Source organism: Nostoc sp. CENA543 (genome assembly GCF_002896875.1).
Classification (GTDB): domain Bacteria; phylum Cyanobacteriota; class Cyanobacteriia; order Cyanobacteriales; family Nostocaceae; genus Trichormus.
The window spans coordinates 153,493-177,835 of sequence record NZ_CP023278.1; the positions used below are offsets into that span (position 1 = coordinate 153,493).

Annotated in this window: 21 protein-coding genes; 9 read left to right on the forward strand and 12 right to left on the reverse strand. The window is 42.2% G+C overall.

The window, feature by feature from the left end; all coding sequences use genetic code 11:
* Positions 1-668: 668 nt before the first annotated feature.
* The 3 genes from CLI64_RS00775 to CLI64_RS00785 all read right to left on the reverse strand — a co-directional run bounded on the left by CLI64_RS00775 (position 669) and on the right by CLI64_RS00785 (position 4,830).
* A complete protein-coding gene (locus tag CLI64_RS00775; RefSeq protein WP_103135450.1) occupies positions 669-1,904 on the reverse strand; it encodes a M20 family metallopeptidase in 1,236 nt (411 codons plus the stop codon).
* Between the two features lie 341 nt (positions 1,905-2,245).
* Positions 2,246-2,929 carry a dethiobiotin synthase gene (gene bioD, locus CLI64_RS00780; RefSeq protein ID WP_103135451.1) on the reverse strand — a complete coding sequence of 228 codons (684 nt, stop codon included), beginning with the start codon at positions 2,927-2,929 and terminating at the stop codon, positions 2,246-2,248.
* Positions 2,930-3,156: 227 nt separating this feature from the next.
* Entirely contained in the window at positions 3,157-4,830 is a 1,674-nt protein-coding gene (locus tag CLI64_RS00785; RefSeq protein WP_103135452.1) for a serine/threonine-protein kinase, read from the reverse strand.
* Positions 4,831-5,145: 315 nt separating this feature from the next.
* Here CLI64_RS00785 and ispG point away from each other — a divergent pair, with 315 nt between their 5' ends.
* Both ispG and ctpC read left to right on the forward strand, forming a co-directional pair.
* The gene (gene ispG / locus CLI64_RS00790; RefSeq protein WP_103135453.1) at positions 5,146-6,372 is read left to right on the forward strand and encodes a (E)-4-hydroxy-3-methylbut-2-enyl-diphosphate synthase; all 1,227 of its coding nucleotides are present in this window, start codon (positions 5,146-5,148) and stop codon (positions 6,370-6,372) included.
* Positions 6,373-6,517: 145 nt separating this feature from the next.
* Complete coding sequence (gene ctpC / locus CLI64_RS00795) at positions 6,518-7,819, forward strand: carboxyl-terminal processing protease CtpC (RefSeq protein ID WP_103135454.1); 1,302 nt, start codon at positions 6,518-6,520, stop codon at positions 7,817-7,819.
* A gap of 2 nt (positions 7,820-7,821) precedes the next feature.
* On the opposite strand, the gene CLI64_RS00800 is transcribed toward ctpC, so the two are convergent.
* Complete coding sequence (locus CLI64_RS00800) at positions 7,822-8,007, reverse strand: DDE transposase family protein (protein ID WP_103135455.1); 186 nt, start codon at positions 8,005-8,007, stop codon at positions 7,822-7,824.
* A gap of 52 nt (positions 8,008-8,059) precedes the next feature.
* On the opposite strand from CLI64_RS00800, the gene CLI64_RS00805 reads away from it, so the two are divergent.
* From CLI64_RS00805 to CLI64_RS00815, 3 genes are all read left to right on the forward strand, one after another.
* Positions 8,060-8,845, forward strand: coding sequence for a DUF4058 family protein (locus CLI64_RS00805; RefSeq protein WP_103135456.1), 786 nt, complete (start codon positions 8,060-8,062; stop codon positions 8,843-8,845).
* Between the two features lie 83 nt (positions 8,846-8,928).
* A complete protein-coding gene (locus CLI64_RS00810) occupies positions 8,929-10,440 on the forward strand; it encodes an AAA family ATPase (RefSeq protein WP_103135457.1) in 1,512 nt (503 codons plus the stop codon).
* A gap of 238 nt (positions 10,441-10,678) precedes the next feature.
* Positions 10,679-11,158 (forward strand): SH3 domain-containing protein, encoded by a 480-nt coding sequence (locus CLI64_RS00815; protein ID WP_103135458.1) that lies wholly within the window; start codon positions 10,679-10,681, stop codon positions 11,156-11,158.
* A 103-nt stretch (positions 11,159-11,261) separates the two neighbouring features.
* Here the strand turns inward: CLI64_RS00815 and CLI64_RS00820 are convergent, their stop codons facing one another.
* The gene (locus tag CLI64_RS00820; protein WP_103135459.1) at positions 11,262-12,089 is read right to left on the reverse strand and encodes a hypothetical protein; all 828 of its coding nucleotides are present in this window, start codon (positions 12,087-12,089) and stop codon (positions 11,262-11,264) included.
* 100 nt (positions 12,090-12,189) lie between these two features.
* Complete coding sequence (locus CLI64_RS00825) at positions 12,190-13,362, reverse strand: hypothetical protein (protein WP_103135460.1); 1,173 nt, start codon at positions 13,360-13,362, stop codon at positions 12,190-12,192.
* 325 nt (positions 13,363-13,687) lie between these two features.
* Between CLI64_RS00825 and CLI64_RS00830 the strand changes: the two genes are divergently transcribed.
* On the forward strand, positions 13,688-14,518 hold the full coding sequence (locus CLI64_RS00830; protein WP_103135461.1) for a segregation/condensation protein A: 831 nt from the start codon (positions 13,688-13,690) through the stop codon (positions 14,516-14,518).
* Positions 14,519-14,753: 235 nt separating this feature from the next.
* Positions 14,754-15,923 (forward strand): sugar phosphate nucleotidyltransferase, encoded by a 1,170-nt coding sequence (locus CLI64_RS00835; protein WP_103135462.1) that lies wholly within the window; start codon positions 14,754-14,756, stop codon positions 15,921-15,923.
* 128 nt (positions 15,924-16,051) lie between these two features.
* Here CLI64_RS00835 and speA read toward each other — a convergent pair whose 3' ends face one another.
* A complete protein-coding gene (gene speA, locus CLI64_RS00840; RefSeq protein WP_103135463.1) occupies positions 16,052-18,064 on the reverse strand; it encodes a biosynthetic arginine decarboxylase in 2,013 nt (670 codons plus the stop codon).
* Positions 18,065-18,279: 215 nt separating this feature from the next.
* Here speA and ndk point away from each other — a divergent pair, with 215 nt between their 5' ends.
* Positions 18,280-18,729, forward strand: a complete 450-nt coding sequence (gene ndk, locus CLI64_RS00845; protein WP_103135464.1) for a nucleoside-diphosphate kinase — start codon at positions 18,280-18,282, stop codon at positions 18,727-18,729.
* Positions 18,730-18,851: 122 nt separating this feature from the next.
* On the opposite strand, the gene CLI64_RS00850 is transcribed toward ndk, so the two are convergent.
* Positions 18,852-19,574 (reverse strand): TerC family protein, encoded by a 723-nt coding sequence (locus CLI64_RS00850; RefSeq protein ID WP_103135465.1) that lies wholly within the window; start codon positions 19,572-19,574, stop codon positions 18,852-18,854.
* Between the two features lie 380 nt (positions 19,575-19,954).
* On the opposite strand from CLI64_RS00850, the gene CLI64_RS00855 reads away from it, so the two are divergent.
* The gene (locus tag CLI64_RS00855) at positions 19,955-20,389 is read left to right on the forward strand and encodes a hypothetical protein (protein WP_103135466.1); all 435 of its coding nucleotides are present in this window, start codon (positions 19,955-19,957) and stop codon (positions 20,387-20,389) included.
* A gap of 159 nt (positions 20,390-20,548) precedes the next feature.
* Here the strand turns inward: CLI64_RS00855 and CLI64_RS00860 are convergent, their stop codons facing one another.
* The 4 genes from CLI64_RS00860 to cofH all read right to left on the reverse strand — a co-directional run bounded on the left by CLI64_RS00860 (position 20,549) and on the right by cofH (position 23,970).
* Positions 20,549-20,980: a hypothetical protein gene (locus tag CLI64_RS00860; protein ID WP_103135467.1), complete on the reverse strand. Its 432-nt coding sequence runs from the start codon at positions 20,978-20,980 to the stop codon at positions 20,549-20,551.
* Positions 20,981-21,029: 49 nt separating this feature from the next.
* Positions 21,030-21,722: a hypothetical protein gene (locus CLI64_RS00865; RefSeq protein WP_192881721.1), complete on the reverse strand. Its 693-nt coding sequence runs from the start codon at positions 21,720-21,722 to the stop codon at positions 21,030-21,032.
* Between the two features lie 370 nt (positions 21,723-22,092).
* Positions 22,093-22,494 carry a photosystem II protein Psb27 gene (psb27, locus tag CLI64_RS00875; RefSeq protein WP_192881642.1) on the reverse strand — a complete coding sequence of 134 codons (402 nt, stop codon included), beginning with the start codon at positions 22,492-22,494 and terminating at the stop codon, positions 22,093-22,095.
* A gap of 318 nt (positions 22,495-22,812) precedes the next feature.
* Complete coding sequence (gene cofH, locus CLI64_RS00880) at positions 22,813-23,970, reverse strand: 7,8-didemethyl-8-hydroxy-5-deazariboflavin synthase subunit CofH (RefSeq protein ID WP_103135471.1); 1,158 nt, start codon at positions 23,968-23,970, stop codon at positions 22,813-22,815.
* Between the last annotated feature and the right edge of the window lie 373 nt (positions 23,971-24,343).

Below are 24,343 nucleotides of genomic sequence, written 5' to 3' on the forward strand. Positions count from 1 at the left end.
TTTGATAGGAATATTAGACCTATGTTAATGAATGCAGTATTGCTCAGTAACTCCAAAACCAAAATACGATAGCACAGTAAATGTATAAACTGTTGCTAATGCTATTAAGCTAAGGGCTACCCTACACTAGGAAAGTTGGGAATTAGCCATAAGTTAAGGATTTCTTAAAGCAAATTGTATTTTTTTGATAAAGATCCGTATTATTTCCCAACCAGTCGGCGGAGATAAACATCTGTCATAGGGTGAAAAGAGACTCTACTAAGGTAGCAGTAACGAATGAAAGTCATATCTAACTTGAGATGTAGCTAACCAACCCCAAATGTCACAATTTTTACTCCGGTCATGGTTGCATGACATGAATTTACGTAAGTACACAATCAAACAAATATAAAGTTTTGTTTAATTTAGAGATTTTTGCTATCAGTGAAATTATCCAGCTTAAAAGCAGGGTAGCTTTGTTATCAAATCGTAACCTTTTTACCCATAAATGCTTTAGGGGTTATCACCCCCTTAGTCAATAGTCAATAGTCATTAGTCAATAGTCATTAGTCAATAGTCATTAGTCATTAGTCATTAGTCATTAGTCTTTCTTCCCTTGTCTCCCTTGTCTCCTTAGTCCCCAGTCCCCAATCCCTAGTCCCCAATCCCCAGTCCCTAATCCCCAGTCCCTAGTCCCTGTTAACACTAAAAAACTTTTCGACGCAGCGCACAAATATCTCTACACCCATTCCCAAGGCTGTTTCATCGAAATCAAAGCGGGGGTGATGATGGGGATAGGCTAAATTCTTTTCTGGGTTAGCAGAACCTAAGAAGAAATAACAACCAGGGACTTCTTGCAGGAAAAATGACATATCTTCACCGCCCATCGTTTGACATTCTGGGACAATACCCACAGGCGTTTCGATAATTTCCTCGGCTACCGATCGCACTAATTCTGCTATCTTCCCATCATTAATTACAGGGGGATACAGTGAACAATACTCTAACTCATACTTTGCGCCGTAACTTTGGCAAGTACCTGCAACGATTTGCTCGATGCGTTGATGGAAAAAGCCTTGTAAGGCAGGGTTAAAATACCTGACAGTTCCCTTCATGGTGGCTGTGTCGGCGATGACGTTATGGGTTGTCCCTGCATGGAGTGCGCCAACAGTTACTACAGCCGCATCAATAGGGTTGACATTCCGGGCTACAATACTTTGTAAGGCGTTGACAATTTGGGCAGCGACTACCACAGAATCAACTGTTTGCTGGGGTATGGCTCCGTGTCCACCTTTACCTAAAATTTTGCAGTCAAATAATTCTACAGCCGCCATCAGCGCGCCACTGCGAACTCCCACAGTCCCTAAAGGCAGATTATTCCACAGGTGTAAACCGATAATCGCGTCAACATCGGGGTTTTTCAAGACTCCCGCCTCAATCATCGGCTTTGCTCCCCCTGGACTTTCTTCGGCTGGCTGGAAGATAATTTTCACATTCCCGGCAAAATCCTGGCGATGCTGTTGTAAATAATAAGCTGTACCGAGAGCGATCGCTGTATGTCCGTCATGTCCGCAGGCGTGCATCACACCATCATGTTGTGAACAATAGGGTACTTCGTTGATTTCCTGTATTGGCAAAGCGTCCATATCTGCGCGAATTGCCAGAACTGGAGATTGTGAACTATGTGATTTTGTACCCTTGATGGTTGCTACTATACCAGTTTGAGCAATACCCGTTTGATGGTCAATTCCCCATGCTTGCAGTTTACTAGAGATAAATTCGGCTGTGAGCTTTTCTTGAAAGGCTAACTCTGGTTTTTGATGCAGCCGCCGCCGCCATTCTACCAATTGTGGTTGTAGTGAGCGAATGGCTAAACGCACACGAGATAAATCAACTGAGGTGGGGTTGGGGAAGCTAGAAACCATGATTTAATCAATTCAAAATTCAAAATTCAAAATTTTTTCTGTAGGGTATATCATGAGGGCTAGGGATTAGGTGGTGCGCTTTCTTTAAGTAGACCTCTTGCACGAATAATTGAATACTCCGAATACATAAATTCAAGAGTTATCTTTCTGCGTTCTTCTTTGCGACTTTGCGCCTACTCTTCTCCTTCGGAGACGCTAGCGCGAACGAGAACGACTTCGTCGAATGCGTGAGCCTTTAAATAGTATTGTTAGCAACACCAAAGTATTGATGCAAGAAGTCTAGTGTTTCACTAGTAGCGAGATGATTTTTTTCGGATCTCACGGCACACCAAGGGGAATTTTCATGACAAACCTAGTTGTTCTAAATCTAGATTCGAGGCAATTTGAGCTAGTTTATCGTAGTCGGTGAAGTTATCTACATAAGGAAGATAACCAAAAACTGGCAGATTGGTGAGGGACTGAATTAAGTCTTTCGGGGTTAAATCAGCAATTTCTGCCTCAGCATGGGGTTGTGTGCAGTTAAAGACAATTCCTTTGAGGTTGATTTTAGTTTGTCTGGCTAAGGCGACATTCGCAACTGTATGACCAATCGCGCCTAACTTAACTGGTGCGACTAAGACTGTGGGTAAACGCCATTCTCCGGCTAAATCAGCTACGGTTAACTCGTCGGTGACTGGTGAACCTAAACCCCCTAAAGATTCTATCAGCAGTAAATCACACTGCGATCGCAATTTAGTTAAAGCTTGCCACACTATCCCTAAATCTACGGGACGATTTTCTTTGGCGGCGGCGATGGGGGGTGCTAGAGGTGCTTGGAAGTATAGCGGAGTAATTTCTTCAGGTGAGTGTGCTAACTTAAACTTATTTTGATACCATTCGCGATCGCCTACTCCTGATTGAATGGGTTTCATAATCCCCAAGCGACTTTGAGGATGATATTTTTGCCAGTAGGCTGCCAAAACGGTAGTCAAAACAGTTTTACCTGCTTCGGTATCAGTGCCGGTAATCAGTAGTTCTTTTAGCAAGCTGGTTTAAATTTAGATAACCTGAGTGAATTAAACAATGAACTTGCGATTGACTCACAAATTATCAACATTCTAATACATTGTAATTGCTATTCCTGGCACCACAGTTCATCTATTCAAAGAATAAGCTTGAAAACCTTACTGCGTTCAAATTTTGAATTTTGTAGCTTGCTTCTTTGTTCGCGGAGCGTTCCGCAGGAAAGGAGTATTTTGAATTTTGAATTAATTCAAGGTGAGCTTGTTGCTTCTGGAATTGGTGTAGAGGTGCTGTCTACTGATGGGGTTTCAAGTTCCTGGCCAGGAGTTGGGGTTGCTTCAGGTGTGGGTACAGGTGTGAATATAGTTGTAGATGTCGGTGTGGGTGTTGGGGTAGGTGTGGGTGTGGGTGTTGGTGTTGGTGTTGGTTGAATGGGTTTTTCCAAGTACACACTCAATTTATAGTCACTAGATGCGACCCCAGAGTCTAAAGTTAACTGAATAATGTATTTACCAGTGTTAGGTAACACGCCTACATAGTTAGTAACTTGCTGCGCGCTATTGTCAATTGGCTGTTGATTGGGGGCTAAAACCGTTACGAAAACCCCTTCACCTTGGATAATAGCAGCAGTTAACTTATCTCCCGCTTCACCAAACACACTATATTGAATAATTTGATTAGTTCGGATAGTGCTTTCGGCGATCGCTGTATTGCTAATGTCTAAATTGAGGCGTTTATTAATAATTACAGGTTCTAATGTGGGTGTGGGCGTTGGAGTCTGGGTAGGATTCTCTGTCACCACCGGCGAAGGAAAAGTTTGGGGTGGTAGGGTTTCTTCTGGTTTTGAGGAAGATTGAGAGCGAATCGAACTTACTAACGCCCAAGAACCGAAACCCGCTAAAATCACCACAGCACTGCCAATTGCCCCCAATGCCAAGGGATTATCTAAAATTGAACTACTTTGACTCTGACGAACTACAGGGTCTGGTTTATTGGGTGTAGGTGGTGGTACAGCATCAGGACGACGACCCACCGCAACGGTTTGTACACGGGAAATTTCCGGCAGAGAAACACCCATCCGTGATTGATCTAAAATTTGTAGTGCTTGCATCACCTCTGTCGCTTCCTGATAGCGATCGCCGGGGTTATAATGCAACATCCGATTGATAATTTGGGCAAATAATGGATTGACGCTCACCCAACTTTGCCAATTCCAAGTCATTTGCTGGTCATTAAATAATGCAGCTGGTTCTTTCCCAGTCAATAACACAATTACCGTCACCGCCAAAGCAAATAAATCGCTGCTAGGATAGGCGCGTCCTGTTTGCATCTGTTCACTGGGGGAATAGCCCAATTTACCCACAGTCGTCATAGATACATTAATATCTGGAGATTGCAGACGATTTGCCAGTTCCTTCACCACACCAAAATCAATCAAAACTGGCTGTTGATCCCCATCTCGCAAAATAATATTGTCTGGCGAAATATCACGATGAATAATTCCCCGTGCATGAATATGCTCTAAAACAGGTAATAAAGAGCGCATCAAGTACAATACTTCCGTCTCTGTAAACCTTTGGTCAGTAGCTTGGCGTTCCGTTAAAATTTGCCGATAAGTTTTACCTGCAACGTAGTCTTCCACTAAAAACAAACGTTGATCCTGCTCAAACCTTTCCCGAAACTTGGGAATTTGGGGATGTTGGATTTGATAGAGAATAGACGCTTCCCTGTGGAAAAGTTCTTGAGCCTTTTCCCAAGCCGTCGTTCCTCCTCCAGAAGGAATCAATTCTTTAATGGCACACAATTCATTAAACCGTCGCTGATCCTCCGCCAAATAAGTTCTACCAAATCCCCCTTGTCCGAGAATTTGAACAATGCGATAACGGTTTTGCAGAACAGTGCCGATAGAAATTGGTGGTTGCATGATTCATTAATGGATTTTGTTGAGTGAGTGGTGAGTGGTGAGTGGTGAGTAATGAGTAATGAGTGTTGAGTAATGAGTGTTGAGTGGTTAGGAGTTAGGAGTTAATAGGTAATGGTTAGTGCTGAATTGGGAAATAAATTCTACCTTGTCTACCTTGTCTACCTTACAATCCCCAATCCCCAATCCCCAGTCCCCAATCCCCAAATTTTTCTTCATGTTCTTTTTTCACTTTTACCGTCCAAACAAGCCCTTCCTATGGCAATCTGAGAGACATACACCGTTCAATCTGCAATTTTAGATTTACCTGATAAGGTTATGCAAACTCTGCCGACTCCCGCAACATCCAATAATACAGCCGAGCAACCTACCTTTGATACGACAATCAAGCGTCGGAAAACTCGCCCAGTCAAGGTAGGGAATGTTACTATCGGCGGCGGCTACCCTGTGGTGGTGCAGTCGATGATTAACGAAGACACTCTTGATATCGATGGTTCTGTAGCGGCTATCCGTCGCTTGCACGAAATTGGCTGTGAAATTGTTCGTGTGACAGTACCAAGTATGGCGCACGCTATGGCGTTGGCAGAAATTAAGCAAAAACTCATCAAAACTTACCAAGATGTACCGATTGTGGCCGATGTACATCACAATGGGATGAAAATCGCCCTAGAAGTAGCCAAACACATCGAGAAAGTCAGGATAAATCCAGGTTTGTATGTGTTTGAAAAACCTAATTCTAATCGCACTGAATACACACAGGCAGAATTTGACGAAATTGGGGATAAAATTCGCAAAACCCTAGAACCTTTAGTAGTTACTCTGCGTGACCAAGGTAAAGCCATGCGAATTGGCGTAAATCATGGTTCTTTGGCGGAAAGAATGCTGTTTACCTATGGTGACACCCCAGAAGGAATGGTGGAATCCGCTTTAGAGTTCATTCGGATCTGTGAATCTCTAGATTTCCGTAACATTGTCATTTCCATGAAAGCCTCACGCGTTCCTGTAATGGTAGCTGCTTATCGTCTCATGGCTAAACGTATGGACGATTTAGGGATGGACTATCCTCTACACTTGGGTGTGACGGAAGCAGGAGATGGGGAATACGGACGGATTAAATCTACAGCTGGTATTGCCACATTACTAGCAGATGGTATCGGTGATACTATCCGTGTTTCCCTCACTGAAGCACCAGAAAAAGAAATTCCTGTTTGTTATAGCATTCTGCAAGCTTTGGGACTGCGAAAAACAATGGTGGAATATGTAGCTTGTCCTTCCTGTGGCAGAACTTTATTTAACTTAGAAGAAGTTTTACATAAAGTCCGAGAAGCTACTAAACATTTAACTGGGTTAGATATTGCTGTTATGGGTTGTATTGTCAATGGCCCTGGAGAAATGGCGGATGCTGATTACGGTTACGTAGGTAAAACCCCTGGTTACATTTCTTTGTATCGTGGCCGAGAAGAAATTAAAAAAGTTCCTGAAGATCAAGGTGTAGAAGAATTAATCAACTTGATCAAAGCTGATGGCCGGTGGGTAGAACCATAAAATTTGTGTGAACGGCGATCGCCTAGATCGCCGGATTCTAAAGTATTTTTGATGAAGTTAGAAATACATCTCGGTCTTTACACTTTACCCTGTGTTAGATTGAGCATACCGAAGAACAATATTTCCCTCTGACACAGCTGTCATTATGGTGATTACAAAAAGTAGGCTTGTTTTAGGTGCTACGGCAGTAACACTCTCCGCGATCGCAGTTACTACCCTGAGCATTCACTCTCCTGGTCAGGCTTTATTTAAAGCAAGTCCTAAAGAATTGATTGATGAAGTTTGGCAAATCGTTCAGCGTCAATACGTAGACGGAACATTTAATCAGGTCGATTGGCTAGCTGTACGGAAGGAGTACCTAAATAAATCCTACAGTAATCAGGAAGAAGCTTACAAGGCCGTCCGGGAAATGCTGAAAAAGCTTGATGATCCCTACACCCGGTTCATGACCCCAGAAGAATTTAAGAATATGCAGGTTGATACCTCTGGGGAACTCACTGGTATTGGGATCACCATTAGTCAAGACGAAAAAACTAAGAAATTAGTTGTGATTGCTCCTATTGAAGATACCCCAGCGTTTAAAGCAGGAATCCTTTCTAAAGATATTATTCTTAAGATAGATGGCAAAAGTACCCAAGGGATGGACACCAATCAAGCAGTATCACTGATTCGTGGTGAACCTGGGACACAAGTAAGTTTATTAATCGAGCGTGGCGGTAAACAACAAGAATTTACAATCAAACGTGCCAGGATTGAAATCCATCCAGTACGTTTCTCTCAACAGCAAACCACAATTGGTAAAGTTGGATACATCCGCTTAAATCAATTTAGTGCCAATGCTGCTAAAGAAATGCAGCAAGCTATTAGAAGCTTAGAACAACAAAAAGTCAACGGCTACGTATTAGATTTACGCGGCAATCCCGGCGGTTTGCTATTCTCTAGCGTAGAAATTGCCCGGATGTTTTTAGACAAAGGTACAATTGTTTCTACTATTGATCGTCAGGGTGAACAAGAACGGGAAGTAGCTAAAGGTCGAGCATTAACAAATAAACCTTTAGTGGTCATAGTTGATAAAGGTTCAGCTAGTGCTAGTGAAATTCTCTCAGGAGCATTGCAAGATAATAAACGTGCTGTTTTAGTAGGGACGCAAACCTTTGGGAAAGGCTTAGTGCAGTCAGTCCGTCCCCTGAGAGATGGTTCAGGACTCGCAGTCACCATTGCTAAATATCACACCCCCAGTGGTAAGGATATTAATAAACACGGTATCGACCCCGATGTCAAAGCAGAACTAACAGATGCTCAACGCCAAGAACTGTGGCTACGGGAACGCGATAAAATTGGCACATTAGCTGATCCACAGTTTGCTAAAGCATTGGAAATCTTGGGTAAAGAAATCGCGGGTAAAACCACACCAACAGCCGAAAAAACTCAAAATACTCAGTTATAGGTCTACTGTGGTTGGCATTTACCAGCCCTAATTAGTCCCACACGACGAGCGATCGCTTCCTCTGGTGAACTAAAAGGCCCCCACTTTTCGAGAATATTCACATTATCGTCCTCAACTTGCGCGCTGGGGACGATTTCGCAATGCTCAGTTTTGCGTTTGACAATATACCAATTTTGTGTGTCGCTCATAGAAGTTAAAGATTGCTAGGATGAGCCTTAAGAACTTTATCATCAAAAACCCATGCCTTCACCGTTTCCAGGGATGAATCCTTACCTTGAAAATCGAGAGCTTTGGCCAGAAGTTCACAGTAGATTAATTATTGCCATAGCAGATGAAATCGCGCCTCAACTCCGACCAAAATACCGAGTAGCGGTAGAAAAGCGCGTATATCAAATGACAGATGAAAACTCTGTTTTAGTGGGAATTCCTGATGTCGTTGTGAGTCGTTCCCTGACTAATCCAGAACCAGAAAAATCTACAATAGCCGTCGCATCTCCACCAACAAAACCTGTGACTGTCAGCGTTCCCATCCCCGAAGAAGTCAGGGAAGCATATTTAGAGGTGCGAGAAGTGGGAACTGGTGAAGTGATCACAGTCATTGAGGTATTATCACCCAAAAATAAACGTCCTGGGGAGGGAAGAAAAGCATATGAAACCAAACGTCAGCAAATATTAGGTAGCTCGACTCACTTAGTAGAAATCGACTTGCTACGTAGTGGTGAAACTATGCCTATCTTGGGTATGCCAATTCCATCCCATTATCGGATTTTAGTCAGTCGCAGCACATCCCGTCCCAAAGCCGAATTATATCCCTTTGACTTGCAAGAACAGATTCCTAACTTTGTGTTACCGTTACGTCGGGACGACACAGAACCAACAATCAACTTAAAAGTATTAATAGATGGCGTATACGATCGCGCCGGATTTGATTTAGCTATAGATTATACACAAGAACTAGTTCCGCCCCTGTCAGAAACGGATGCAGCTTGGGCAAATACATTATTACAACAGCAAGGTTTACGTTAAACTTGCTGCACGGTGTAGTAGGAATTTGGTGAAAGAAAGTTGTACATTGCCTTCAAGAGCAACTAACAACTAACCGCCTGATTATGAACTTTCGCGAAGAGTTTAAACTGCTGCTACGCGCTCGTTACCCGTTAATTTACATTCCCACCTATGAAGAGGAACGGGTAGAAACAGCCATTCGAGAAGAAGCCACAAATCAAGGGAATCGTCCTGTCTACACTTGGGATTTTGTGGATGGCTATCAAGGAAACCCTAATGACGAAGGCTTTGGACGACGTAACCCCCTGCAAGCTTTGGAATTTATCGAAAAATTACCAGCCACAGCCCCAGCCGTCTTGATTTTACGAGACTATCATCGCTTTTTAGAAGATGTGGCGATCGCTCGTAAACTCCGCAACTTAGCCAGACTCCTCAAGTCACAACCGAAAAATATCGTTTTATTATCACCCCGCATTGCCATTCCTGATGATTTAACCGAAGTTTTAACAGTCGTCGAATTTCCCTTACCCGCCGCGCCCGAAATTAAAACCGAAGTAGAACGCCTACTGCAAGCCACTGGTAATAATTTATCTGGCAAAGTTTTAGATGATTTAGTGCGTTCTTGCCAAGGGCTATCTATGGAAAGGATACGCCGAGTTTTAGCTAGAGCGATCGCCACCCACGGCGAATTACAGCCAGAAGACGTGGATTTAGTTTTGGAAGAAAAACGCCAAACCATCCGCCAAACCCAAATTCTCGACTTTTACCCCGCCACAGAGCAAATATCTGATATCGGCGGACTAGATAACCTCAAAGATTGGCTATTACGTCGGGGTGGTTCATTTACAGAAAAGGCGCGTCAGTATGGTTTACCCCATCCCAGAGGTTTACTATTGGTAGGGATTCAAGGAACTGGGAAATCATTAACAGCCAAAGCGATCGCCCATCATTGGCATTTACCACTGTTACGCTTAGACGTAGGACGCTTATTTGCAGGTTTAGTGGGTGAATCAGAATCCCGCACCCGCCAAATGATTCAAGTTGCAGAAGCCCTCGCCCCTTGTGTTTTGTGGATTGATGAAATAGATAAAGCCTTTTCTGGACTTGGTAGTAAAGGTGATGCGGGAACAACTAGCCGTGTATTTGGTACATTTATCACTTGGCTAGCCGAAAAAAAATCACCTGTATTCGTAGTTGCTACCGCTAATGATATTCAGGCCTTACCACCAGAAATGCTCCGCAAAGGCAGATTTGATGAGATTTTCTTTGTTGGTTTACCCACCCAAGACGAAAGAAAAGCCATTTTTAACGTCCATTTATCCCGACTGCGCCCCCACAGTCTGAAAAATTATGACATTAACCGACTAGCATATGAAACACCAGATTTTTCGGGAGCAGAAATTGAGCAAACTTTAGTAGAAGCCATGCACATTGGATTTAGTCAAAACCGAGACTTTACCACCGACGACATTTTAGAAGCCGCTAGTCAAATTATCCCCTTAGCCCGTACAGCCGTAGAACAAATTCAAAAACTCCAAGAATGGGCAGCAGCCGGGAGAGCGCGTTTAGCCTCGAAGCAAAGTCCTTTAAGTGATACGTTTGGTAAACTGCGCTAGGAAGGCAAGGGGGCAGGGGGCAAGGGGGTTTATTATATCTTGTGCCTGATGTTGCAAGATTTGTCTATAACATCTCTAGCCAGTTGGTAAATTCACAGTTAATAGTCCATAATTCACACTAACCCATGAATTAATATGGACTATTGACTAAAGTAGGGGAGACAAGGGAGACAAGGTAGACACAAAAGAAAAAGTGCTAATGACTAATGACTAATGACTATTGACTAAGGATTTAACTATGGTTTCTGGTTTATTAAAGTTTATATTGGGATTTTTGTTAGCGATCGCTGTTTTGGTAGGTAGTGGTGTAGCTGTCGCCCTCTATTTTATGAATCGGACTTCTATACCTCCAGCTAGGCCCATTTATGCAAATGATAGCCCTACTGTTGCGACTCCAACGCCTAAAAAAACGAATGTAAAAACTACATCTACATCAAAAACCTCTCCTAATCCTACCCCTTCCCCAACGCCCATTTCCACAGAAACACCTGAAGCATTACCACCAGGAGCTTATAAAGGGCGTGTCACTTGGTCTGAAGGAGTAAGTTTGCGTGCAGCAGCGCAACAAGATGCCGAACGTGTTGGTAGTGTAGCGTTTAATGAGCAAGTGATTGTTTTAGAAGCAAATCAAGATAAAAGCTGGGTAAAAATTCGTACTGAAGGCAGTAAACAAGAAGGCTGGCTCAAAATCGGTAATATCGAAAAAGTAGCACAGTAAATGAGAAAGCGATCGCAAAACTATTCCCAGCGTTAGAAAAAAGACTCCCTATATCAAATGGGCATCATTGAATTCTTCTCCCCCCTGCACCCTGCCCCCCTGCCTATTTTCCCCCGCTTCTCGTGTACCCTGTTTCTCGTAAGAATTTGCGTAACTCAGCAAAGTATTGATTTCTATCGCTTTTTTTGTAAGCTTGCTGAACACGTCGCCAGCCATCCTGGCCTTGACCGAGTAAGTATTTATCGGCTAGGTATGCGGCTAAAAACCCTTTGCCCTCGTCTTCACCTTGTTGTTGAATTTCCGTATAGTTTTTCCAGACTTCTGCGGCGTGACTGGCGACTTCTTTGGGATAGCGACGGGTAACATCAATCATTTTGCCTTGACGATATTGCCAAATTTGGATGGGATAGCCAGAAGCCGCGTAAGATGTAAAAGCATAAGCAAAGCGATCGTCCCGACTGATAAATTCTGGTCTACCATCCTTATCTAAATCTTTGAGTTGATAACCACCGTTACCCCAGTCGTGTCTAATTTTTTGATACTGCTGAGATTTGCTGTTGTAGCGATAAATTAAGGAATAGGTGCAACAATGCGCCCCACCTGTAAAGAAATCCGCCATGACCTCTGGCTCTTTGTTGCCATCTAAATCTAACACCGGTAATTTATCAGTAAATAAACCCCCAATTGGTCTATCGTATTCACTTTCCTGGGGCAAATTTTGATTTAAAACGGTTTTACCTGCACGCTTAATTCGCAGGCGCACATTCTTATATTGAAATTCTTCAGGCTTTTCAAAAGAAATTTCGGCTCGGACATTACCTGATTCTCCGGTAATTGTATCCGCTTTTGCCGGTTGATTGATTGCTGCCAATCCTCCCAATAAAGTTAAACTGACTAAAAATTTACTAATAGATTTATGAATAGTATTCATGTTTGAATCAGGGTATGGGGATATAGGGGTATAGGAGGAAAAACAGATGGAATGGAGACTTAGAACTACACCCCTAATTTTTCATACATCATCAAAACCTTCAATAACGGAAAATTGCTGCTACTGGCTGATTATTAAGTATTTCTGCTGCTTCTAAAATGTAAACTTGACCACTATTTAAAAAAGTGTGAACAGCCGCAAAATCTAACAGATCCACATCATCTGGCTGCGGTTCGGGATGTAAATCTACAGTCATGTTATCTGGGTCAAATTTACCCCAAATCTGCTGTCTGAGAGAAATGAAGAGGGTATCAACTTTTTGGTAATAGGCGGCTGGGACGATTTCTTTGAGATCAGCAGAAGTTTGATGCTGATTTTCTCTGGCTAGTTGTTGATAAAGTGCGATCGCCTGCTGCTGTTGTTGTTCTAGCATTGGTGCCACAATTGACCAAGCTTGATGGTGTAACTCTTTAAGGTCTGTCAGTTCTTGATTTCCTGTAATTCCCTCTGGTAGCAAATGAGTATAGGTGTTTGCTTCTCGGTAAATTGGGTGCAGATATTCCACCCCCGCTAAAATTAACGGTGCTTGTTCGTCCCGCAATTTTTCTTTTAGTGCCTGATCAATGGCGTAGGAAAATTGTAAAATACCCGCTTGATGTCGATCATGCTCAGGACTTCCCTGTCCATGAAACTCCCCTGGATGTTGGAAAGGATTAGCAGTTCCGCCTCTAGTTGTAGCAATGCGGTGCTGGACACCTTTTTCTGAGTTATCCTGTATCAGCAGCACTGCTTCTAAATTAGGTGGCATATTTTCTACCGTCACTTCTTGCATATCATAGTGATTGCCTTCAAAAAAACGGACATTTTGTTGAGCAAGCGTCAGGAGGTAAAATTTGCGATCGCTATTAATTAAATGCAGTAATGGCTTCACATGAAATTGCTTCCCTACCACTACTAACTCTGGTACTGGCATCGGCAAACAGTAATACCGAAATATTCCAGGGGAAATAAACACCGCTAACCCCTGTTCCTGATGTTCCCAAAAATCATTCCGATCCAGTTCCATTGCTGGTTGTAGCAAGTTCAGGGCTTCTGTATGGCGCATTGCGATCGCATCTAAGCGTTTTTCTGCCTCTCGTATCGCATTTTTAAAGCGAATCGGATTTTCTCGAATCTTCGCCCCTGATTTTTGCATCGCAATATACAAAGAAATACAAGGTGTTTGCACAGTAGCAATGAGATTCTTTAACTCATCAATATATAGTAATGTCATAGGATGAACTTCCTACCTCGATGAAATAAATCTAGATTGTGTAGTTTTATTTCAAGAGTTGATTGAGTAAAAATCATCTTTCTTTTGATAAGATTTTCCTTTATATCCACCTTTCTCTAGAAAGATAAATATTTTATGTCTCTAATTTAATTTGTGACCGTTATTAAGTTAAAATTCCTCAACTGTTCAAGAAAACAGATAACTATAATCTCACTGAAATTTTTCAAAGCCTGTAAAAGTTGGCTTTTTCCTCCTGAACCTGTAATTTTGGATTTGCAGTTTTAAATTTGAGATTTTTCAATCCAAAATCTAAAATAATTTACTTATGGATGCCTCCGAGCTATTAGAAACAATCACACTCCTAATTGAGCAAGCCGAACAAGGGGAAATAGATCCCTGGGATGTCCAAGTCATTGATGTGATTGACCGTTATTTAGAACTAATGACACCCAAAACAACAGCCAGAGGTTACGAAGCTGACTTATCCCAATCTGGACAGGCTTTTCTTTCTGCATCAATGTTAGTTTTATTTAAAGCTAATACTTTAATGCAATTATCAACAGCCACAGATGAACTAGAAGAAGTCATAGATGATGCCTTATTAGATGGCGAACTAGGACTATTACAACAAGGTCATCGTTTGCAATTAGAGCGACATTTGCGTCGTCGTCCGGCAGCGATGCCTCCTCCTAAACGCCGTGTGACATTGCAAGAGTTAATCACACAATTGCAAATCATGGCGAACCAGCTCAAACTGGTACAAAAAGTTGACAAACCAGTGCGTCTCAAAAGACAGCCCAGTGTCAAAAGTATGCGAGAAGCACTGGAGTTAGCACACCAAGAAAACTTAACTGAAGTAGCTGGTGAACTAGAACAAGTTTTACATTCTGCCGCCCAAGAATTACTCTTAGAGCAAAATTATCTAAATTTACAACAACTCGTACAATTGTGGACACAGACAAAGCCACCAACTGCAAACCATTCTCACCATGAATCAGAAAATACCCATGTAGTCAGTGTTTTCTGGGCTTTGCTGTTACTGTCAGCTCAATCTAAAGTAGAGCTATTTCAGGAGGAATTCTACGAAGATATCAAGATTCGCCTAATTACGACTGTAAATCACACCAATTCAGGATTACCACAACCAATGAGCTGAAAGAATTCCCAGCCAAAGCAAGATAGAATATTCGGTGACTTGACCACACCAAAATGTTTGTAGTGGGGTCAGAGCAAAAATCCGATGGAATTTAATTTAGCTATCCATTCAGTTGCGATAATCGGTCAATTCCTGTTATCCCTGTTGTGAGGGGCTACCTAAAGAATAAATAAAAACTGATGATTAAGTATCATTCAATGAAACTAAACTGGCTTGTGGTTGAGGAATAAATATTATGAAAGCGATGATTCTCGCAGCAGGTAAAGGTACTCGTGTTCGTCCGATTACCTACACGACTCCCAAACCGATGATTCCCATCCTGCAAAAGCCAGTCATGGAATTTTTGGTGGAACTTCTGCGTCAACATGGTTTTGACCAAATTATGGTCAATGTTAGCCATTTAGCGGAAGAAATTGAAAACTATTTCCGTGACGGTCAAAGATTTGGGGTACAAATTGCTTATTCCTTTGAAGGAAAAATTGACGACGAAGGTAAACTGATCGGGGAAGCGATTGGATCAGCAGGTGGCATGAGGCGTATTCAAGACTTCTCACCGTTTTTTGATGATACCTTTGTAGTTTTATGCGGTGACGCGTTGATTGACTTAGATTTGACAGCTGCCGTCAAGTGGCATAAATCCAAAGGTTCAATTGCTACCATCATTTCCAAATCCGTTCCCTTGGAAGAAGTCTCTAGTTATGGTGTAGTGGTGACTGATGCAGATAATCGCGTCAAAGCCTTCCAAGAAAAACCTTCAGTAGAAGAAGCACTCAGCACCAACATCAATACAGGTATTTACATTTTTGAGCCAGAAGTATTTAAATATATCCCTTCTGGTGTGGAGTATGACATTGGTAGTCAATTATTCCCCAAATTGGTAGAAATTGGTGCGCCTTTCTACGCCATTCCTATGGAATTTGAATGGGTAGATATTGGTAAAGTTCCAGACTACTGGCGGGCGATTCGGGGTGTGTTGTTGGGTGAAATTAAAAACGTCCAAATCCCTGGTCACGAAGTTGCACCAGGTATCTACACTGGTTTAAATGTGGCTGTCAATTGGGACAAGGTAGATATTACAGGGCCAGTTTACATTGGCGGGATGACCAGAATTGAAGACGGGGCGAAAATCGTAGGCCCGGCGATGATTGGCCCTAACTGCTGGATTTGTAGCGGTGCAACTGTTGATAACAGCGTCATTTTTGAATGGTCGCGTTTAGGTGCGGGAGTCAGATTAGTCGATAAGCTAGTGTTTGGACGTTACTGCGTCGATAAGACAGGCGCAGCCATTGATGTGCAAGCTGCGGCTTTAGACTGGTTGATTACCGATGCACGTCAGACTCCACCAGAAACTACACCCTTGGAAAGACAAGCTATTGAGGAGTTGTTGGGGACAAATGTGATTTAGTCATTAGTCATTAGTCATTAGTCATTAGTCATTAGTCATTAGTCATTAGTCAATAGTCATTAGTGAAAACTGTGTATATTAAGTTGATCACTTTGGACTATTGACTTTGGACTATTGACTCTGGACTTTTAACTATTAAGATATGTGTATCTTCTGAGACTTTGCTCGTAGGTTTGCAGGAGTCTTTGGGATTCAGCTAGAGTGATGCGCTTTTCTTCTAAGGCTTTTTCACAACGCTGGCGAATGTTTTCTACCATGTCTTCGGAGTCATACTGTACGTAACTTACTACTTCACTCATGGTGTCACCTTTGACTACGTGTTCAATTTGGTAGCCTTTGGGTGTTAGTTGAATATGCACTGCGTTGGTGTCGCCAAAGAGGTTATGTAAGTTACCCATGATTTCTTGGTAAGCACCGTTGAGGAACATTCCCAGATAATAGGGTTCTCCTGCTTGGAAGGGATGCAGTTCTAAAACGGATTTGACATCACGCAGGTCGATAAAGCGGTCAATTTTGCCGTCACTATCACAGGTGAGGTCTGCTAAAATCCCTCGCTGGGTCGGTTCTTCATCAAGGCGATGGATGGGCATAATGGGGAAGAGCTGATCGATCGCCCAGCAATCTGGTGCTGATTGAAACACTGATAGGTTGACGTAGTAAATGGAAGCCATAATTTTTTCCAGGTCTTCCAGTTCGTCCGGTACGTAATCATGCTGGCGAATGATGTTTAATATTTTGCGACAGCAAGCCCAGTATAATCGTTCAGCTTTGGCGCGTTCCCGTAGCCGCAAAATGCCTAAGTTAAAGCGGCTGATGGCTTCTTCTTTGAATTGGGTTGCGTCGTGGTAGAACTCTTGATAGTTCTCTTTGTTAATCGATTGATAGGTTTCCCAGAGGTAATTGATCACCGGTGATTCGCCTTCTTGTGGCGGTTCTGGCAAATCTAAGGGGACTTCACTGGTACTGAGAACATCAAAAATCAACACTGATTGGTGGGAAGCGATCGCCCTTCCACTTTCACTAATTAAGGTCGGTACGGGGATTTGTTTTTCCGCACAGGTATCTTTTAACTCTGCCACGATATCGTTAGCATAGTTTTGCATATTGTAGTTTTTCGAGGCGTAGAAGTTGGTCTGAGAACCGTCGTAATCTACACCCAAACCACCGCCAACATCGAGATATTTCATATCTGCACCCTGAGAAGCTAATTCTACGTAAATCCGGCTAGCTTCTTGGATGGCATCTTTAATCACGTTAATGGCGGAAATTTGCGAACCGATATGGAAGTGCATCAACTGCAAAGAACCTAACAAATCGGCTTCGCGCAATTTGTCAACGGCTTGGATAATTTCGGGAATTGTCAGCCCAAACTTGGCGCGATCGCCTGTGGATGTTCCCCAGCGTCCCATGCCTTGGGTACTTAATTTCGCCCGTACACCCAAAATCGGTTTAATTCCTAGTTGATGACTAGCCGCAATCACTAAATCGACTTCTTCAACTTGTTCTAAAACGATGATGGGGGTTTGCCCTAGTCTTTGGGCTAACATCGCTGTTTCGATGTATTCTCGGTCTTTGTAGCCGTTGCAAATCAGTAATGCGCCTGGGGTATCCAATATCGCTAAGGCAATCATTAATTCTGGTTTAGAACCTGCTTCTAGACCAAACTGATGGGGTTTGCCGAATCTGACCAAGTCTTCAATCAAATGCCGTTGCTGGTTACATTTGACAGGGAAGACACCACGATACACCCCAGGATAATTGTATCGGGCGATCGCTTTAGCAAAACAAGCATTCAACCGTTCAATTCTGTCTTCCAAAATATCGGAAAAGCGAATCAACAGGGGTAGTCCCAAATTACGCTGCTTTAAAGCGTTGACTAATTCAAATAAATCTAGAGAACCACCGCGATCGCCTTTGGGAGAAACAGTCACATGACCAGCCGCATTAATTGAGAAATAAGGTTGTCCCCAACCTTCAATGCGATACAAGGCTTCACTATCCTCAATCTTCCAAGCACGAGAGACATCGCCTGTACTTGATGGTAATAGCTTCTTGTGTTTATGACCCTTTCCTTCTAGTTTATTGCCGTTAGATGGCACTTTCACCACCTCATCCGATGTAGCAGTTGACTCAACACCCATGTCTAACCTCTGTGTTTCACCCACGAATAAACAATTTAACGCATTCACTTAGCAACGTATATGCACTCTTGAGATAAACTCTGATTGGTTGATAGTCAATAGTCAATAGGCCACAGTCAATGGTCAATAGTGAAAACTCTGAGACTCTAAACTGTAGACTTTTGACTTTTGACTCTTGACAATTTGCAAATTTTATTATTTTTTGGGAGATAGCTTTGGAACGCACATTCTTAGCAATTAAGCCAGACGGCGTACAACGTGGACTAGTAGGCGAAATTATCCGTCGCTTTGAAACAAAAGGTTTTACCCTAGTTGGGTTGAAATTTTTGCAAGTCAGTCGGGAATTGGCTGAACAACACTATGGTGTACACCGTGAAAGACCATTCTTCCCCAGCCTAGTTGAATTTATCACATCTGGCCCCGTAGTGGCGATGGTGTGGGAAGGTGATGGTGTGATTGCTGCTGCAAGAAAAATCATCGGTGCGACCAATCCCTTAACCGCAGAACCAGGAACAATTCGGGGTGATTTCGGCATTAACATCGGCCGTAACCTGATTCACGGTTCTGACGCACCAGAAACTGCTGTGCGCGAAGTTAGTCTGTGGTTTAAAGACGAAGAATTAGTCAACTGGCAACCTCATTTAACACCCTGGTTACACGAGTAATCTCGTAGGGAATGGGGCATGGGGCATGGGGCATAAAATCTACCTTGTCCCCCTTGTCTTTCATTCCCAATTCCCAATTCCCAATTCCCAATTCCCAATTCCCAATTCCCGATTCCCATTCGTTATTTCGTCACTTCACTTTTTTCCGGTTCTATTTGGGGTGTCTCTGTAACGGTGCGTTTGGAAAATCCCCAGGTTAAAATTAGGGCGATCGCGGTAATCATTAGCCATTCTGGCGGGACTAAATTATCGTTGATGACTTTCAATAACAGGCGCAAACCCACTAGAGAAACGGTAATATATCCTGCGTCCTCTAAGTTTTCAAATTCATCTAACCATCGGATAAATAAACCAGCCATGAAGCGTAGGGTAATAATACCAATGGTAGTACCGGTGAGGACTAGCCACTTTTCTTGAGATACGGCGATCGCGGTTGTCACACTATCTAAAGAAAAGGCTAAGTCGGTGAAAGCAATTACTGGTATAGCTTGCCACAAGGAAGTGAAACGCGGCCCATGATGATGGTCGTTTTCTGACTCTGCGGAGGTGAAGTGTTGGAATACCAACCACAATAGGTAAGCCGCACCCAGAAGTTCAAATTGCCAAAACTTTTGGACTTCCGTGGCAGTTAACAATAGGGTAATTCGCAGCACATAGGCGACAACTAAACCGATGTTGAGTGCTTGACGTTCTAGTTTTTTGTTGTCTAGTCCTTGGGCTATAGCTGCAAGTGCGATCGCATTATCAGCAGAGAGAACTGCTTCTAAAAATACCAATATCAGCAAAACTATAGAAGCTTCTATGCTGAGATGAAAGTGCAGGGAGTCAAAAATTTGGTCTAGCATTCCAGGTTTCTCAAGCAGGGAAAATAAAAAATTAACAGGGATAGCGAATTTAATCTAACAAGCGCAACAAATTGCTACTTTCATTCAGCTTAACCTGTAGGCGAACAATTCTGAAATCTTGCTCGTTATGCGATCGCGCAGATAGACGATCATCCTTAACGGTTCATATTTATTTACGCACATCTACTTACTTACTCAGTCTTTTTACTCGACTGCATCTTCTGTGATTTCTGGAATCTATACAGTGTTAATGACTACTTTTAGCAATCAGAGGTAAGCATTAATCTGCATTTGTAATTCTAGATTTACCTAGAATCAAGATTCGTGTAAAATCATGCCATTGGCAATGTAAATCATACTTAATATTAAGGGAATTCTCGATGGCTATTAGTAAAACTAGGTTGTATAAAAAACCTGTAATGGCTGGGTTAGGTGTGGTCTTGGGGGCGTTGGCTGTGGCGTTTCCTCAAGCTGTGCATTCTCAAACTCAAAGTATACCTGTAATTCGGATTTTAAGGGTAACTGCCAGTGGCGGTACTACTTTTAAGTTACAAGAAAACTGGTATATCCAGTCTGGACAAATTCAGGATAATAGTAAAAAGTGTGGTGTCAGAACGGGGGATAAATTTTTTGTTGCTACTATTAACGATAATCGCAATAGTCAGACGGAATTTAAGGACGGCAATCGAGTAGAAAAACTCCGCGATTATTACACCGTCACCTTTGACAAAACTTTAGCCTGTAACCAGCAAGGACAAACATGGTATATTTTCAAGAGCCATGTACAGCAACTACAAGCTGTGCCTGTCCGCTAGGGGACTCCTAACTTAAAAAATATACTATCACTGTGTAGGCAGGGGGGCAGAGGGCAGGGAGCAGGGGCGAAAAAGAACGATTTCTGAATCGGAAATTGGATAATTTATTTTCTGGAAGTCCCTAAAAACTAATTTTTTCTGCTGATATAGTTCAATTGCTCACAGAATTTCTGTTAACGTTTTTAACAAGCTGTCGGCTAAATTAGATAGCTCTTCATCTGCGGTTTCGCCGATAGCTAAAATATTTTTCACTCTAGTTAATCTATCGCTAGCAGGAGTAATTCGCCACATTTCTTCTAAGTTAACGGCTAAATCAAATAGCGAGCGATCGCCTAAATAATTTCTTAACTGGACAGCGACGACATCATCACTGACGAGAAATTCTTTAATCTTATCTAATACTGGGTTAGCAAAGATTTCTTCATTTCCCCAGGTTTCTAGCCAGTCTCCATCCACATCATCAACATAAAGATGGATAAAATTCAAACCATAACTGAGCCAGTCTTGCTGCATTGTTCTGGCTGTTGCTAAAGCTTCAGTAAATGTTTCCATCTGGTAATTATAATTATGAGTTTCTTTGTGGTTAGCCATGTTCAGCCATCATTGGCAAATTGATGAAATACGCAGTTCGCAACAACAATTAAGAGAATTTTAAATATTTGCCCTCAGCTAAAGAGTCACTGTTGTATAGAGTGACATTCACTAGTTGATTGATGAAATTCGCATTTTGAGGATTATAACTTAGGAATAATCCTCTTTCTATTTCCCAAGACCGTAGCGTATTTTCCCATGCTTGGTGTTTCTGCCGATTTAGTTCTTCACTCACGCTGGTAATTTGAATACAGAGTGGCTGTTGTTGATGATTACTAACTATTAAATCCGTAGCCATAGAAAGATCAGCAATATAACGCTGCCAAACATTTCCATTGCGACTGGCTATTTGTTGAGCTATTGCTCTTATGATATCATCATCTTCTTGATTAAACTCTCCTGCCATTAATTTTTGTTTCCAAATGTAGAATTTTGCATCAGTTGCATTAATCCATTTGGGAAACAGATATCCGTACCAGTATCTTTCATTCGGTGTCATTTGTGCAAATTTAGCTGCTTTTTCTGCCTCTGACGGTAGAGATTGAATAATCAGCCAGATTGTCGAATCTGTAATCACTTCTAGCAAAAAAGCCAGCACCAACGGTTTAGCGGTTAAAGAACCAGGTTTAATATCTTTGACCCAGCGATTGATTTCATCTAATTTTTTCGCTAAATGAGTATCTACCGATGCAGCCTGCTCGATGAGTGATTTTAATTTATCCTTAATCTCATTGGCAGGCAAGCGATCGCCTATCCTACTATAACCGTAGCTTTTTGCTGTCATGAGCCATATTCGACCAATCGATGTTACTCTGCACCCAACATTATTAATTATTATTTTATACTTTAAACACAATACAGAGTAGCTTTCAACACTACGATAGCAGATAAAAAACTGATATTCAGTTTGGAATTGAGATTTGGGCTGGAATGTTGCTTGCTAATCAATGCCTGGAAACTACCTTTTTTGGGGTCAAACAATTTTGGATTTGAGATTTTAGATTGACTGTTCTGCTCAATCCAAAATTTAAAATTAAAATCTAAAATTCGGAGGGTCAAGAGTCTGGAGTATAGCGGACTCTTGACTCTGATGAATCTAGCAGAGGGCGAAGTTAAGCCCCTCGTCGGAGTGCGGCTTCTACCTGCTGAAATTCTTGTTCTAAACGATTTTTGAGTTTTTCTGGTACAGGTCTATTGGGGTAAGAACTGTAGTGACCAGCCAAAGAGTTGAGGGCTGTTCGCATAGTTGTAAAGGAACTCAGGCCTGAAACCGAGTTTACCCGTTGATAGCGAGCCGAAAAATCATTAATTTTTTGTCTTGCTTCTGCTTGAATTGCCGCTTTTTCTGGTGAATCAGGTGATACTTCTAAAGCTTGTTTTAGAACACCAACTACAGCCAAGGTATCTTGACGGTAATCCCCTGTTAAGCTATCTGGGCTACCACAGCCTACTAAGCCTATGGCAACAACCAAGACGAGAGCAAGCAGACGCGACCAATACCGCTTCATAAGCATTATTTAAAACTATACGTAAATCAACGTCCATCGTATCTTGGATTGGTATCTTGAAGATCAAGTTAGGTATTGTGGGTTGCCGTAAAATGTAGCAGTATCCTCAGTTTTGGGTGGAGATGGTTTTAAGTAAAGAATTATTTTCACACCCAATTGGGATGAGGGACTTCCAACTAAAAAAATATACAATCACTGTGGTGAGCAGGGGGGCAGGGGGCAGGGAGCAGGGGGAAAATTCAAAATATTTTCTCTCGGAAATTGGATAATTTATTTTCTGGAAATCCCTAGAAGTATTGTGAAATCCAAAATCTAAAATTGCTATCACACGATCGCTAGATCCGACTGATTGATGTTTTGATATAAAGTGTCTCGTTGCTGGTATGGTCTACCCAAGGAAGCGATCGCAGTTTGTAGAGTGGTCACATCCATACAAGTACCACCGACAGCACCCGCCATACTGGTGATGTGTTCTTCCATTAATGTGCCACCAATATCATTACAACCCCAAACTAATGCCTCTGTTGCACCACTTAATCCCAGTTTTACCCAACTGGGTTGATGGTTAGAAATCCAATTACCTAAGTAAATCCGCGCTACAGCACTTAAGTGTAAAGCATCCGCTAGGACTGGTTGATCACGTCCCACACGACGACGTAATGATTTGGGGGCTTCTTGTCCCACAAAGGGTAAGAGAATAAATTCGGTGATTTTGGCAGGATATCCTTTTTGGACGGCGGTTTGTTGAAGCGATCGCAATTTTTCTAAATGTCCAATTTGTTGGGATGGGGTTTCAATATGTCCCGATAGCATGGTGCTGGTGGTATGTAAGCCTAATTTATGGGCTGTGGTGACGATTTCTAACCAGGTAGCCGTGTCAATTTTTTCTGGACACAGGACACGCCGCACCTGATCATCTAAAACCTCTGCGGCTGTTCCGGGCATAGAATTTACCCCAGCATCACTTAAAGCTGCTATCACCTCAGCATAGGTCAAGCCATCAATTCTGGCAATGAATTGCACTTCTTGGGGAGAAAAGGCGTGTAGATGAATTTGGGGAAATTCCTGTTTGATGGTTGTTACTAACTTCAGGTAGTAGGTGAGAGATTTCCCGTCAATTTGAGCTTCTGGGTTTAATCCCCCCTGCATGCAGATTTCTGTCGCTCCACGCCGCACCGCATCTTGAGATTTTTCGAGAATTTGTGTCCAATCTAACCAATAAGCGGCTGTGTCTCCCGCATCTCGCCGGAATGCACAAAAACTACAGTGCTGCTCACAAATGTTAGTAAAGTTAATATTGCGATTAATTACGTAGGTAACAGTATCACCGACTTGCTGCTGGCGGAGTTGGTCAGCCGTAGCACGAATAGCTGCGATCGCTCCTGGGTCAGTCTGTGTTAACAATAACACGCCTTCGTCTGGGGATAAGTCGTCACCCAACAGAGCGCGGTTAATAATAGTATCAATAGATTTTTGATTCACGGCAAGCTAATCATAATTGGCTACAAAAATCTTTACCACCCATTATTACACGTACCATTTTTAGATTAACTTTACTAAAAAATTATCTAATTTTTATTTTCTAGCGTAATTGTACGTAACATTACTAGTGTATACTTCACATGGACGTATAGTTCATGCGAAATAACCTATTTTACTAAATACTTATAGCTAATTTGTCAATAAAACTTTAATTTTGTCAGTCGTAATTTAGCCATCCTTGCATATTAAGTAGGTTCATTTGATAATTTTATCTCCTACTAGAAAGCATGGATTCATTACTACTGAAACATTTGGAAGTCCATACTGAATAATTAATCCTAAAGGCTTATTTTCTCAATTAAACGTTGATGGA